At 48.2% G+C, this 14234-nt stretch carries 9 protein-coding genes; 2 read left to right on the top strand and 7 right to left on the bottom strand.

Translation table 11 applies throughout. The features are described 5' to 3' along the window. Positions 1 to 717 precede the first annotated feature (717 nt). From LOZ80_RS38210 to tkt, 3 genes are read right to left on the bottom strand one after another with little or no spacing between them, the layout of a single operon-like run. Complete coding sequence (locus tag LOZ80_RS38210) at positions 718 to 1203, bottom strand: NanQ anomerase/TabA/YiaL family protein (RefSeq protein ID WP_238169371.1); 486 nt, start codon at positions 1201 to 1203, stop codon at positions 718 to 720. Between the two features lie 14 nt (positions 1204 to 1217). Continuing rightward, complete coding sequence (gene fsa, locus LOZ80_RS38205) at positions 1218 to 1874, bottom strand: fructose-6-phosphate aldolase (RefSeq protein ID WP_079418788.1); 657 nt, start codon at positions 1872 to 1874, stop codon at positions 1218 to 1220. A 34-nt stretch (positions 1875 to 1908) separates the two neighbouring features. Continuing rightward, entirely contained in the window at positions 1909 to 3936 is a 2028-nt protein-coding gene (tkt, locus tag LOZ80_RS38200; RefSeq protein ID WP_238169370.1) for a transketolase, read from the bottom strand. A 115-nt stretch (positions 3937 to 4051) separates the two neighbouring features. Between tkt and LOZ80_RS38195 the strand changes: the two genes are divergently transcribed. Beyond that, on the top strand, positions 4052 to 4939 hold the full coding sequence (locus LOZ80_RS38195) for a LysR family transcriptional regulator (protein ID WP_238169369.1): 888 nt from the start codon (positions 4052 to 4054) through the stop codon (positions 4937 to 4939). A gap of 85 nt (positions 4940 to 5024) precedes the next feature. Here LOZ80_RS38195 and LOZ80_RS38190 read toward each other — a convergent pair whose 3' ends face one another. The 4 genes from LOZ80_RS38190 to LOZ80_RS38175 all read right to left on the bottom strand — a co-directional run bounded on the left by LOZ80_RS38190 (position 5025) and on the right by LOZ80_RS38175 (position 13214). Then, positions 5025 to 9218: an S-layer homology domain-containing protein gene (locus LOZ80_RS38190; RefSeq protein ID WP_238169368.1), complete on the bottom strand. Its 4194-nt coding sequence runs from the start codon at positions 9216 to 9218 to the stop codon at positions 5025 to 5027. 1198 nt (positions 9219 to 10416) lie between these two features. Beyond that, entirely contained in the window at positions 10417 to 11430 is a 1014-nt protein-coding gene (locus LOZ80_RS38185; RefSeq protein ID WP_238169367.1) for a zinc-binding alcohol dehydrogenase family protein, read from the bottom strand. 12 nt (positions 11431 to 11442) lie between these two features. After that, entirely contained in the window at positions 11443 to 12387 is a 945-nt protein-coding gene (locus LOZ80_RS38180) for an aldo/keto reductase (protein ID WP_238169366.1), read from the bottom strand. After that, entirely contained in the window at positions 12384 to 13214 is an 831-nt protein-coding gene (locus LOZ80_RS38175) for an amidohydrolase family protein (RefSeq protein ID WP_238169365.1), read from the bottom strand. Before LOZ80_RS38175 ends, LOZ80_RS38180 begins: the two co-directional genes overlap by 4 nt. Positions 13215 to 13358: 144 nt before the next feature. Here LOZ80_RS38175 and LOZ80_RS38170 point away from each other — a divergent pair, with 144 nt between their 5' ends. Further along, entirely contained in the window at positions 13359 to 14234 is an 876-nt protein-coding gene (locus LOZ80_RS38170) for an AraC family transcriptional regulator (protein ID WP_238169364.1), read from the top strand.

Genomic DNA, 14234 nt, shown 5'->3' with positions numbered 1-14234 from the left:
CCCCGAAATGGGAAGATTCACGCGAAATAGCGGATCCCAGTTCCGCTTGGATGCGCACATCGACCGATTTACCACATATAGCGGATCGTAGTTCCTTTAACTACTGACGGCTGCCGCCCCCGCTCAACTAATCAGCTACTTTTCCTTACCGCTACTCTCCGCGTTCTTCCAACCATCTAATTAGCTTCACCACCAGTAACAATTCCACTCCAGAGGGAACGTCGTTCCTCTATTTTGGCAAAAACCACGCTAAATTGACCTCAAACGGAACTCTGTTCCTCTATTTCGCTGTTTCGCCCCCGAAACGGGCGGATTCGCGCGAGATAGCGGATCGTAGTTCCGCATGGATGCGCACATCGGCCGATTTACCACATATAGCGGATCGTAGTTCCTCTAACCACAGATGGCTGCCGCTCCCGCCCAACTAACAGCTACTTTTCCTTACAGCTACTCTCCTCGTTCTCCCAACCATCTAATTAGCTCCACCACCAGTAACAAATCCACTCCAGAGGGAACGTCGTTCCTCTATTCTGGCAATAACCGCTCTATTTGGACCTCATGCGGAACTCTGTTCCTCTATTTCGCAGTTTCGCCCCCGAAATAGGCGGATTCACGCGAAATAAGGGATCTGTCCCCCAAACCTATTCTTTGATTACAACAAAAAAACTTCCCTGAGGTCATCAACATGACCCAGAGAAGTTTTCCCAACATTAACATCTATAAAAGATCCTTATGAACCTTAACCACGATTTTCTTTATCGTTTGGCTTTCATTTATCACGCAGTTCGGTCTGTGAATATCCGAAGGAAAGCAGACAGCAAACATGCCAGGCTTTAACAAGATTTCTGTTTCCTGCTCAGCAGGATCAGATTCATAGAAAGCGATATCGTGCGTCTCGAACTTGTTATCAACCACTTTGGCACCGGGATGAAGCTTGTAGAAACAAATTTTCTCTTCCCCGCTTACCAAGAATTGAATATCTGTATAGACGGCATGAGATTCCGGCACCTGCTCCAAGGAAGGACGAGTAACAGACTCTTGCACATTGGCATACATCAGGACACCTTTCTCACCTTCGAGATCGTATCTCCCAAGCACTGCCTCACCTAACTTGCGATTTAAAATGTAGTCGATACCCCTTTGAATGGCCGCAGGCCATAAATGGCGCTCCGCTTCAAAATGCTCCACATTGCTGATAATCATGCTCTGAAATCTCCTTAGAACTTCTCTTGATTCGCGCCTTCCCAATCGGCTAGGAACTTCTCAATACCAGCATCAGTCAGCGGATGTTTGCTCATAGACTCGATTACTTTATATGGCACAGTAGCAATATGCGACCCTGCAAGTGCAGCCTCAATCACGTGCGCAGAGTGACGAACGCTGGCAGAGATAATTTCGGATTTAATCCCGTGTACTTGGAAAATTTGGCTGATCTCTTTGATCAGATTCATCCCCACTTGGTTGATATCGTCCAAACGGCCGATAAACGGCGATACATACGTAGCACCCGCACGAGCAGCCAACAAAGCTTGTGTCGAACTGAAGATCAGCGTTACATTCGTTGGGATGCCCAGTGAACGGAAAACGCTTGTTGCTTGCAGGCCATCTAATGTCATTGGAAGCTTGATCACAACATTCGGGCTAAGCTTAGCGAGCTTCTTGCCTTGCTCTACCATTTCGTCCGCTTTCAAGGAAACGACTTCTGCACTGATTGGTACATCGCCTACGATGGAGATGATTTCTTTGACAGTTTCAAAAAAGTCTCTTCCCTCTTTGGCAATCAGTGAAGGATTAGTCGTAACCCCCGCAACTACGCCTAACGCGTGCGCTTTACGAATTTCTTCTACATTGGCTGTGTCGATAAACAATTTCATCCTGTATCCCTACCTTTTCTCCCCTGTTGGGTTCTTATTGGAAATACTTCTGTCTGATTTGTTGTACGATTGCTTCTGCGGTAAAGCCATATTCACGAATCACACGATCCGCTTTGGCCGATGCCCCGAACTTACGAATCCCGACAACGAAGCCGCTGCCGCCCGTAATTTCTTCCCAACCAGCAGGATAAGCCATCTCCAGAACGACATTCGCCTGTACATTCGGTAACAGTACGGCATTTCGCACTTCTTCAGGCTGCTGCTCGAACAGTTCACGGCTTGGCATCGAAATCACACGAGCCCCAATACCATCTTGCGCCAACTGCTTCTTCACGTCAAGTGCAAGGCTTACTTCAGAACCTGTCGCGATAAGCTGAACAGCGATGGTTTCGCCAGCAGCCACATCGGACAACACATAGGCCCCTTGATGAATATGGTCAAAAGCAAGCGTATCCGTGCCCGGCAGCACTGGCAGGTTCTGGCGCGAAAGCGCGAATACGAAAGGACCTTCCTTCGCCTCGAGGACGTACTGCCAAGCGGCAGCTGTTTCGTTCGCGTCCGCAGGACGGAACAACGTCACATCCGGAATCATCCGCAGGGATGGGATCTGCTCGATCGGCTGATGCGTCGGGCCGTCTTCGCCGACAGCGATGCTGTCGTGCGTGAAGACGTACGCCACCGGCAGCTTCATCAGCGCGGACAAGCGAATCGCGCCACGAAGATAGTCGCTGAACACGAGGAACGTTCCGCCGAAGGCACGCACGCCGCCGTGCAGCAGCATGCCGTTCAAGGCTGCACCCATGGCGAATTCACGGACGCCGAACCAGAAGTTGCGGCCGCTATAATCCGCGCTGCTAAACGCCGCGGCGTCATTAATCATGGTGAAGTTGGAGCTTGCCAGATCGGCAGAGCCGCCTACAAGATAAGGTACCCGCTTCGCCAAGCCGTTAATCACTTTGCCGGATGCCGTACGCGTCGAGATCGCGCCGCTCTCCGGGGTAAAGCGCGGCATATCTGCCTTCCAATCGGCCGGAAGATCACCGCTGTTCGCGAGCTCGAATTGCTGCGCGAGCTCAGGATACGCCGCCTGATAGCTGTTCCACAGCTGCTCCCAGGCAGTTTGAGCTTCTCCGCCCAGCTGCTTGAAATGGGCGAAATGGGCGTAAACCTCAGCCGGCACATAGAAGTCCGGCTCCAAAGGCCAACCGAGCGCCTGCTTCGTCAGCAGCAGCTCTTCTTTGCCAAGCGGCGAGCCGTGCGTGCCGCCGTGGCCGCCTTTGCCGGCTTTGTTCGGACTGCCATAGCCGATCGTTGTTTTGATCTCGATCAGCGTTGGGCGCTCGAGATCCGCCTTGCCCTCGGCGATCGCAGCGGCAATCGCCTCGACGTTGTTCTGTTCTTCCACACGTAAGTATTGCCATCCGTAGGATTCAATACGCGTCTTAACATTCTCGGAGAACGACATATTCAATTCACCGTCAAGTGAAATATCGTTGGAATCGTAGAGCACGATTAATTTGCCCAATTTCAGATGCCCCGCCAGGGAGGCAGCCTCAGATGAAACGCCTTCCATTAAATCACCATCACCGCAGATAGCATAGGTGTAATGATCAACGATCGGAAAGCTCGGTTTATTATAAACAGAAGCTTGATGCGCTTCAGCCATCGCCATACCTACAGCCATGGCAACACCTTGGCCCAGAGGTCCCGTTGTAGCTTCCACGCCTGCTGTATGCCCGTACTCTGGGTGCCCTGGTGTCCGGCTTCCCCATTGGCGGAATTCCTTGATGTCTTCAATCGTCACATCGTAACCGCTTAAATGCAGCAGGCTGTAGAGCAGCATCGAGCCATGACCCGCTGATAATACGAAGCGATCGCGATCCACCCACTTGGGATTGGCCGGATTATGCTTCAAGTGCTGCGTCCAAAGCGCATACGCCATAGGCGCTGCTCCCATCGGCATACCGGGATGACCCATCGCTGCTTTTTCAACAGCGTCGATCGTCAAAGTCCGGATCGTATTTATGCTTAATGTTTCTAAACTGGCTGTGGCTTGATTCAAAAGAAGTTCGCCTCCATCATTTAAGTTGTAATTGCTGGATCTACTCCTTATTATAAGAGTAGATCAGCCATTCAAATAATTGATAGTTTCGATACTAGGTATAGAAGGTGTCTATATGGTTAATTTTGAGTTGTACAAAGTATTTTATTTGACCGCCAAATCTGGAAGCCTTTCCAAAGCAGCCAAAGAGCTGTTCATTACCCAGCCCAGCGTCTCTCACTCCATTAAATTATTAGAAGATCAATTGAAGCTGCAATTATTTGCCCGCACGTCCAAAGGAGTTGAACTGACCAAGGAAGGTTCCATTTTATTTTCCTATATCGAGCAAGCGTACAACTTCATTTCCCTCGCGGAAGAAAAACTCCATGAACTTCGCACCTTTTCCAGCGGGGAAATCAAAATCGGCGGCAGCGACTCCTTATGCAAGCACTACCTGCTTCCTTTCCTGGAGTCTTTCCACGACCAGTATCCACATGTGCAAATCAATCTGGTAAACGGCACCACACCGGAAATTGTAAAACAATTAAAGGAAGGGAAAATCGATATCGGGATCGTCAGGACGCCTATTCTGGATGAGCAGATGCAAGTCCGTGAGGGCATTACCATTCAAGATTGCTTCGTGACCGGACCGAAATACCGCGAACTGGCTTTAGGTAAGGTCTCGCTTGCTGATCTGCTGAAATACCCGATCATCTTATTTTCGAGCAACAGCTCCTCGCGGAAATTCGTCACCCGTCTATTCAGCGACCATGGCCTCATGCTGGAGCCGGAGATCGAGCTGGGCAGTGTGGATCTGCTGATTGAATTCGCGAAGATCGGGTTTGGCGTCTCCTTCGTCACGAAGGAATTCGTCGCGAAGGAACTCGCCGAGGGCAGTTTGTTTGAAGTAAACTTGGACGCTGCGATCCCATCAACCAAAATCGGCATTATTACTTTGCGCAATATGCCGCTTTCGACAGCTGCTGCTGCTTTTATTGCAAAGCTTGATCCTGCGCTTGGGTGAGCGGGTATTTCAGAAATAAAAATACCCTACTGATCTCGTTGATCAGCTGGGTATTTTTCAAAACTATCTCTATTCTCAGAAACGCTTATTTCAAGCTGTCCAACAACTGCTTAATTTCTGGATTAAGATTTAGGATATTCATGATAGCCGTAAGCGCCTCGGCGCGGGTCGCAGGACTATTCGGATGGAACTGGCCATCGCCTAATCCGCTAATGATTCCCGCTTTGGATGCTTCTTTGATTTGCTCCTCGGCAAAAGAGCTAGCAATATCGGCGAAGCTAGATGTGCTTTCCTGTTGAACAGAGCGTATGTTTACGATGCGGCTGACGATAGCTACCATCTCAGCACGGCTAATCGTTGCATCTGGTTTGAATGAGGAATCTTCGTAACCGTTCAAGATGCCGAGATTGGCTAGCTTTTCGATCACTGTTTTCGCCCAGTGCGTGTTCAGATCATTCAGTGTCAGGCTGCGAACAGGCTCACCGTTAATTTCGAATATGCGGGAAATGAGAGTCGCAAACTCTGCACGCGTCACCTTGCCATCAGGCTCGAAAGTTCCGTTCTCATACCCTTGAACGACACCTATTGCTGCGAATTTGTGAATGAGGTTCCCTGCCCAATGTGCAGTAGGCAAATCTGTGAAAGAAATGATGTTGCTTTGCTTTTTCGCTTCTTTGACTTTGGATTCCATGCTTTTGATCAGCGTGTCCAGCTTGACAAGTTCTGGATTAAATACTTCTGGAAGCGCGGGTTTTGTCGGTTCGACCGGTTTTGCAGGTTCCGCAGGCTTAGTCTGCTCTTGCGGCGTGGTTGGCGCAGGCTCGTAGTCTGGCTCTGTCGATGAAGAATTTACAGTAAGTGTATATTGATCCATCAATCCGCCATACGTTGCTTCAATAACTGTCGTCCCCACCCCGAGCGCACTTACCAAACCTTGCGAGTTAACGGACGCCACAAATGGGGCACTGCTGCTGAAAGTGATGCCGAACACAGGTTGGGTCTCGCTGTTATCACTGTATTTCGCCTTAACCGTCGTTTGATCCTGTAGGCCTATATACAATGAAGCTTTTCCGTTCATTTTAATGGAAGACAATGTCGTTTCTACTGGTTTGGAACTAGTGACCGTAAGCGTATACTGACCCATCAATCCACCATATGTTGCTCCAATGACTGTCGTCCCCACCCCAAGCGCGCTTACCAAACCATGCGAATCAACAGTTGCTACAGTTGGAACCGTACTGCTGAAAACGATACCGGAAACAGGCTGAATCACACTGTTATCACTGTACGTTGCCTGAACGATGGTTTGGTCTTGCTGGCCGATATTCAGTGAAGTTTTCCCATCCAATTTGATAGAGTATAATGTCGTTTCTACTGGTTTAGCTTGTATAGTGACAGTGCTTTGCGATGTAAAGTTTCCATCCGCTGCAGTCGCCGTGATTGTTGCCGTACCTGGTTTGATACCAGTAATAACGGCCTTGTCACCTCTGGATTCAAGTGCCGCGACCGAAGAATCGCTTGTGGTCCATGTCACCGCCTGATTGCTCGCTGTAGCAGGCAGCACTTTGGCGTAAAGTTCTACAGTTTGTCCTTCATATATCGATAGGTTCGCAGGGGTGACTTCTACGCTTGTCACCGGAATATCACTTTCTTGTTTTTCCGCACTAGTTAAGTTCGGCATCGTTTCTTTGGCCTGCGGATCGGCAACCATGGCGTCTTTAAGAGCTGCGGAGGGATTGGCTCCCTGCGATCCAACAAGGATATTGACAATGGGCTGATCGGCAACAATGCCTGTATCCGAGGAAAGAATGATTCTCGTCACGCCATTTGCCGTTTCATTGCGCAGCACCTTGACGCCGGGTTGAACAGGTTCCACGGATACGACCGACAAATCATTTGTCTGGATGTCAAGATCCATCGCTTTCGCGTCCGATTTCAGCTCACCGATGGACAGTTCATATCTTTTTAATTGCTGAGTAGTTGAAGAGACGACTTTGGTTAACTTCAAGTTGGAAGCATCCGGCTTATGCTGATTTTTCTGCTGGATGAACATCCCGTCAATCACCTTGGAATCCCCAATTGCAGGATCGATACCTAGAGCGGTGAGAACAGTCGCTGCCAAATCTTTGGTTGTGCCGCCTTGCAAAAGCTTCTCTTTCCCGACATCCGCAGCTACCGTTCTTCCGTTCGCCGCCATGAATGTGGTCGTTGACAGCGGTGAGTCTTGGCCGTGCGAAGTGGAGCTTCCTAACGTATGATTGGCATTTTCGGTGCCTCCGCCATGATCAGGCAGCATTAAAATAAGTGTATCGTCTAGCAGTTGATTATCTTTCAAAGCATTGTAAATTACGCCTACGTTCAAGTCGGTTTTCGCTAATTGATCATAATATTTTTTCGTATAAAAACCGTATATGTGCCCCGCCTCATGATCCATATCATCCAAATGTATGAAAATCACGGATGCATCGGCAGCTTTCCCATCTGCTATATACTGAGCGAAGGCAGCGGCATTGCCTTCATCATTCGAGGGGTAGTCCTCAACACCGACAGACGGTTCAATATGACCAGTGAAAATGTTGTTCCAAGTTAAAAAAGCAGCTAGCTTAGTTTCAGGCATGGCTGATCTTACTTTTTTAAAGAATGTCGGATAAGGGGAAGCTTCATCATAGGTATAAGCTTCGCTGATATCATTACCAATCTTATGTTTACTGTAATCAACGCCGGATATCATCGCGCCCCAGTTTGGCGAAGAACTGGATGGCAGCGTTGTTTTGACGGTATAGGAGATAGCGCCATGGTCAATGATGTTTCTAATCGACGGGATGTTTAGGCGGCTTCCGACTGCCACTTTGACGGAATTAGGAGTTTCCCAATATGGCGCATTGGGCGAAACCGAAACGCCTCCACCGTCGATCCCAATGACAACAACACGTTTATAAGGAGTAAATTTGGCTTTGTCGGCAATTTTTTGTAAAACCTCGTCAGAGTTGCCTTGGGCCAAAACAACATCCCCAACCGTCACATGGCCGTCCTTATTGAGATCTTCAGACGCTTTGGAATGGATTTGAACGGTAGCAGCCGGCTTATTCAAAGATTCAATTTCTATTTTATCCGTACCGTTATAGAAATCCGCATTCTTTACTTCAATGGTTCCTTGACCTGAAGGAGCTTTCGCTTTGAAGATCAGCTCGGAAATTCTGGAATTCTTGAATTCAAGCGGATTGATGTTGCTGTAAACGATCCCCCCAGGCAAGCTCAGCTTCAAGATTCCCGGCACGGAAGTGTCAATGGAAGTCGCGCGCGACGCACTGACGAATTCAAATAAATGACTGTCATACGCGAGTTCAACATCTGCTTTATCAATCACTTTGTTCATGTCCGGTGTACGAAGATCCAGGTTGTAGTGAAATTGCGAACCCTGAACGGTATGCTGGGCGCCTATCAAGTTCAGAGCGCCATTGAATTTTTCAGGGTCACGGGGAGGAATGGCGTTATAGGCATCTAAAACTTCTTGCGCCGTAACAGCTTTTCGCAAAATCTGAAAATCATCAAGCCGAGCTGTCAAATTGGCGGAATAATTGCCGGTACCATCATTGCCAATCATCGTTGACAGACCAGAATCCAGCGTGCCTGTCCGTCCCGTAATATTTACTGCGCTTGAAATGTTGTTATAATTACTTCCACTCGTTATGTCTACCGTTACAGGGTTTCCGTCTTTATAAAAATCAACGCGTCCTGTTGCCCGATCGTGCGAAATCACGATGTGATGCCAAGCGCCGTCCGCAACGTTAGGAATAGAGGCATCCGCTCTTGAACCGCCGTCCGTATTGTAGTTCCATATCAAGCGCGTATCCTTTAAAGCGACGACATAGCCAACATTGCTGCCGCCGTCCCAGTCCTTATTGGAAATGATGGGAGGGTCTGATGAAACGCCATTCGATTTCACCCAGAAAGCAAGGGTAAAGCTGGTTCCTGTGCCAAACTGAAGTTGATCTGGTTTTCCCAAGTTGACGTATTGCTTGGATGCGCTTGAAGAATCAATATTCAGCGCACTGCCGATTCGTCCCGGAGCATAAGACAATCCCCCGACAGGGGTTGCAGTTAAAAGATTTTGCGAACTATCCGTCAAGTTATCCTCAAAAAGCATGTGCAGAGCATAATCAGAGGGGATAATTGCGGCAGATGCAGTGAGAGAGTTTCCAAACAGAGGAATGTTTGAAGTTGCGACGACCGTAGTTGCTAACGTAATAATTAGCACTTTTTTAAAATGAATAAACATCCTAATGCCTCCAATTCGTTTAAAATAATATTTTTAGTCCTAAAAACAACATGAAAACAAGTTAATTTAGTTTTATTAATTTGTTTTATTTGTTTTTAGTTTCTTTCATTATATTACTAAATCATCCTCGCAGTGTAAATTATTTATTAAGTTTATGTTAATATACATAACACGAACACGACATGTTATTGTGGATATAGTACAAGATCAGAGTGTTGAACGAATAACCGGGATCAATCGGAGCAGATAACTTCCCATGACTTGAGCAGCCACCTCCATACCAACTTACTTACCGTCCATTATGCAGCGCTCCTTAGTTCACGTAGTAGCTTGCTTTGCTGATAGAACCCTGAAGTAAATAAGAAAACCGGATTCGCTATCCTGATAGATCAGTCAGTCTCTTCTTAGCGGCAAAACCTAGTAAGGGAACTAGGGGACGCTAATTAGGCAAAAAGTAGGGATGCGAGGGGGATAGCGGAACTACAGGGTCTTATTTTCACAAAAAGCGTTGAAGATTCCCAAGAAACAGCAAAATAGCGTACTGTAGTTCCCTCAACCTCTCGATACTGCCACTTTTGGCTAGAATAGCGTACTGTAGTTCCCTCTGCGTGAGGCAGCTGGAGTAACTCCGCGTTCACTCCAAAACATATAACTCATATATTAAAAAAAGGTTGGAGGATTTGAAGCATCCCTCAACCTTAAGGCCGTTTTCTATCTTTACGGAGGCCAGTTCGCACTTTCCGCCCACCTTAGCTCTGTTTTTCATCCTCTCAAGAGGATCGACAGCATCCAGAAGTAGGTTGTATCACCAATAAGAAAGACCTAGCCTACGGCTAGGTCTTCAAATCCATACACCTTCGCAAGTTTCCTTACGAACTCAATACCCTTTATTCGGCCAAAATCGCCCATTCTGAAAATCTAATGAATGCCAGATGCGCTATTTCAAGCAATTGATTACCTTTCCGACAATAAAGTACCGAATAATGCCAATCCAGTTCATTACATCTCCAAAGCAGCCATTTTCTCGTCGATAAGCATCCTACAGTTCATTAGATACCACTCAAGACTGAAAACCTCCAAAGCAAAGAGGCCTGCGGTGGACGTCAACTAAAAAGGGAAAACCCCTTAAATCCACCCAAAAGCTTATACTTTCTAAAAAAAAACGCGCCCATCTGCCTACAAGCAGTTGGGCACGCCTTTACAAACAAACGATCGCTTTAATCACCTTGGACTCCGGCTTGAGCCATGTATCAAACTCCCCGATCATATCCTCGAAGGAAGCACGGTGCGTGATATAACTCTCAATGTCGATAACTCCGCTCTGCATCGCTTCACGGACGGTGTCGAAATCTTCCATCGTTGCGTTGCGGCTGCCCATCAGCGTCAGCTCCCGCTTATGAAAATCCGGATCATGGAACGTGATATCCGCCTTCACGAGGCCAACGTACACGAGCTTGCCGCCATGCGCGACAAGTCCGAAGGAGTCCGTCATCGACCGCGCGTTGCCGGTCGCATCGAAGACCACAGTGGGCATATCGCCGTTCGTTAGCTCAGCGAGCTGCTCCTTCGGCTGCTGCAGCGCATTCACGGTCTGATCGACGCCTGCCCACTTGCGGCAAAACGCCAGCCGCTCATCATTGATGTCCATCGCGATGACGGTCGCGCCAAACTGCTTCGCCAGGACCATGACGCCGAGTCCGATCGGCCCTGCGCCAATGACGAGCGCAGTTTCACCTGCGCGAAGCCCCGATCTTCGCAAAGCGTGAGCTCCGATGCTAAGCGGCTCCAGCATCGCAGCTTGATCCAGCGTCAGCCCTTCGGTTTTAATGAGATGGCTGGCAGGTATAGATACCAACTCTCTCATTCCTCCATCCATATGCACGCCAAGTACTTTCATATCGATACAGCAGTTTGTATTGCCATTGCGGCAAGCAATGCATGTTCCGCAATGCATATAGGGGACGACGCTGACCAGATCGCCAGCCTGCAGTCCCAAGACCCCTTCGCCGATTTCCTCGACATAACCGGAGAGTTCATGACCAAGCACACGCGGGTAGCTGAAAAATGGCTGATTCCCTTTATAGGCGTGTAAATCCGTCCCGCAGATACCGATTCTTTTGATACGAACGATGGCTTCACCCGCTTTGACAGTAGGCTCCTTCATCTCTACAAAGTTAAACTGCTCAATCTGTTCACATACGATCGCTTTCATCTGAACCCCCCCTTAAACGTAAGTCTTCTCGTTATATTCAGGTCTTCCGCTAATCCATGACTTGTTGCGGATTGGCTCCAAAATGTCCAGCACTTCTTGCAGCAGCTCGGTATCCATCGGCTCATCCGTCCATGCGATGTTTTTGCGGATATTGTCCGGACTGGCTGTACTGACAAGTGTCGTTGGAATTCGCTCGTTCGCCGTTGCATATTGCACCGCCAGCTTCGCGATGTCAGCGCCTTTGCTTGCGCAGTGCTCCGCCGCCTCCTTGCAGAGCCGTTGAATGTCAGCCGGTGCAGGATGCCAAGCAGCAGCAGGTCTAGTGCTCAGCAGTCCCATAGAGAGCGGCGATGCATTCACTAAGCCAACCCCATGCTGCTCCAACAGTGGAACTACATCCAGCAAGGACGTGTCATTCAAAGCATAATGGCAATAAGACAAGACAGAATCGAACTCTTTCACAGCCAGCGACTTCTCAAACACAGACAGCGGTAATCCGGATACGCCGAAAAAACGAATTTTCCCAGATTGCTTTAATGCATCCAGTGCAGGGAAGGCTCCCTCAGCAAGCTGATCAAAAGCCGCAAATTCAATATCATGCAAATAAAGAATATCGATATAATCCGTATAAAGCCGCTTTAAGCTCTCATCCACACTGCGAATGATCCGCTCCTTCGAGAAGTCGAACTCGTCGTCGCCGTAACGTCCTGCTTTCGTTGTCAAAATAAAGCGTTCTCTGTCTATTTGGGCAATAGCTTTGCCTAAGACCGTTTCCGCCTTGGTTAAACCGTAGTAGGGGGACACATCAATCAGGTTAATTCCTAGATCAACAGCCGTATGAACGGTCCGAATGCTTTCTTCCTCGTTGGTTTCCCGGAAGAGGGAGCCAAGCGAGGAGGCGCCGAAGCTCAGTACTGAGACATCCAGCCCTGTTTTGCCCAGTTTACGATATTTCATAGTTTATAAAACTCCTTTGCATTTAGTCCAAATAGACGGTCATTGTCGTGCTGAGTCCAAGATTCCGGCAAGGCGTGCGTCAGTACCCCGATGACTTCATCATAATCAGCCGCTAGCAAGCATACAGGCCAATCGCTCCCAAATAATACTCGCTGCGTTCCGAATACTTCCAGAACATGCCGGATGTATACAGTAAAATCTTCTTTGACCCAGCTCGTTGGGTTCGCTTCCGTCACCATGCCCGAAAGCTTACAGTACACATTCGGATGCTTGGCGATAGCTGCCATCTGACTTTTCCAAGGCTCAGTAGCCCCCTCCCCAATTCGGGGTTTCGCGATATGATCGATCACTGCCCGCAACCTCGGGACCTGGTCCAAAAGCTCAACAACCGGCGCTAATTGCTCGGATTTTACAAGCAAATCTACGGGAACATCCTCCCCGGCAAAATATCGCAGAGCTTCAACAAAATGAGGCTCTAGGATGCTTTTCGCATCCGGCATTTCTTGAATCATGACTCGGAAGCCCACATATTTGGGATGCTGGCTGAATTTTTGGTACTGTGCAACAACGTCGGGGTCATTTAAATCAAGCCAACCTACGACACCCGCAATCGTATCTGATCCTTCGCTTAAGCTTAATAAATAATCTGTTTCATCTAAGGTTGGCGCCGCTTGGACGGCAATCGTTTGACTCACATCCTGTTGATGCAAGATAGGCAACAAATCATCTGGCAGAAAATCACGATACAAGACCGACAACTCCGGCGTTAACCACCCATAATCGCCACGATCTATTTTCCAGTAATGCTGGTGTGCATCAATTCTCATAGCGCGCTCCTTTTTCATAACTTTATTATGGTATCGCTTTCTTCTATTGTATCATTAATGAAATCATATGAAATATTGATATCTAGCACATTTGTACGGTTTTTTGATATTATAGAATAAATCTCTATTCAGAAGGAGCTCACCATGCATCCCATACGTAAAACATTCGATACGAACGAGTCCTTCCCACTCTCTTTTGCTTATAAAAACACAAAAAGCTCGCTAAGCGAGCTGCCTGACCATTTTCACGACTGGTATGAAATTGTGTATGTGTATCGTGGGCAAGGCACCTTCTTCATTGATCATACTTTTTATGATATGAAGCAAGGCGATCTGTTCCTCATCCCAGGCAATACAATTCACCGAGCAACGCCGGACAAAGAAATGCCTGTTACGTCTACAGCGATTTATTTCAGCCCAAGTCTGGCGCAGGCCCCTAATCTGGATGAGGCATTCTCCTATTTACGAAGTTTTGAGCAAGCCGCGGAACTGCGCAATTACAAATTTGAAACGCTGCTTCCTCAGCGTCAGCAGATCGAATTTACGTTGGAGTCCATACAGACAGAACTGAAGCATTCGCATTTAGGCCAACGCCAAGCCATTTACTTGAAGCTGCTGGAGCTACTGCTTTATTTGCAGCGTGAGCTGGGGCCTGAACGCAAGACAAGCAATGGAGACTCCTCGGTTGGTCCCTTATGGATGCGAGATATCTTGCTGTATATTGAGCTGCATTACTGCGACGACATCCGTTTAACGTCCCTAGCGAAGCAAGCTTCTGTCTCTCCTGCCCATTTCAGCCGGGTATTCAAGCAGTTGATTGGAATGAACATTACCACCTACCTGATGACCAAAAGAATCATTCGTGCGAAGCAGCTGCTGAGCGAAAGTGACGCCAACATCGGTATTATCGCCGAAATGTGCGGCTTCGATAGTCTGCCCCATTTCCATGCCATGTTCAAAAGAATGCTCGGCATGACGCCGGCTGCTGCGAGAAAGGCCCTGGCGGGCAGTCCTCTTTAA

Source organism: Paenibacillus sp. HWE-109, assembly GCF_022163125.1.
Classification (GTDB): domain Bacteria; phylum Bacillota; class Bacilli; order Paenibacillales; family NBRC-103111; genus Paenibacillus_E.
Note: the sequence above shows the minus strand (reverse complement) of the source record. Positions and strands in the feature narration are given on the sequence as shown.

Coding starts and splice junctions, on each gene's coding strand:
- LOZ80_RS38170 (WP_238169364.1), top strand. CDS start 13,359: ATGCATCCCATACGTAAAACATTCGATACGAACGAGTCCTTCCCACTC.
- LOZ80_RS38190 (WP_238169368.1), bottom strand. CDS start 9,218: ATGTTTATTCATTTTAAAAAAGTGCTAATTATTACGTTAGCAACTACG.
- LOZ80_RS38210 (WP_238169371.1), bottom strand. CDS start 1,203: ATGATTATCAGCAATGTGGAGCATTTTGAAGCGGAGCGCCATTTATGG.
- LOZ80_RS38180 (WP_238169366.1), bottom strand. CDS start 12,387: ATGAAATATCGTAAACTGGGCAAAACAGGGCTGGATGTCTCAGTACTG.
- LOZ80_RS38195 (WP_238169369.1), top strand. CDS start 4,052: ATGGTTAATTTTGAGTTGTACAAAGTATTTTATTTGACCGCCAAATCT.
- LOZ80_RS38175 (WP_238169365.1), bottom strand. CDS start 13,214: ATGAGAATTGATGCACACCAGCATTACTGGAAAATAGATCGTGGCGAT.
- LOZ80_RS38185 (WP_238169367.1), bottom strand. CDS start 11,430: ATGAAAGCGATCGTATGTGAACAGATTGAGCAGTTTAACTTTGTAGAG.
- fsa (WP_079418788.1), bottom strand. CDS start 1,874: ATGAAATTGTTTATCGACACAGCCAATGTAGAAGAAATTCGTAAAGCG.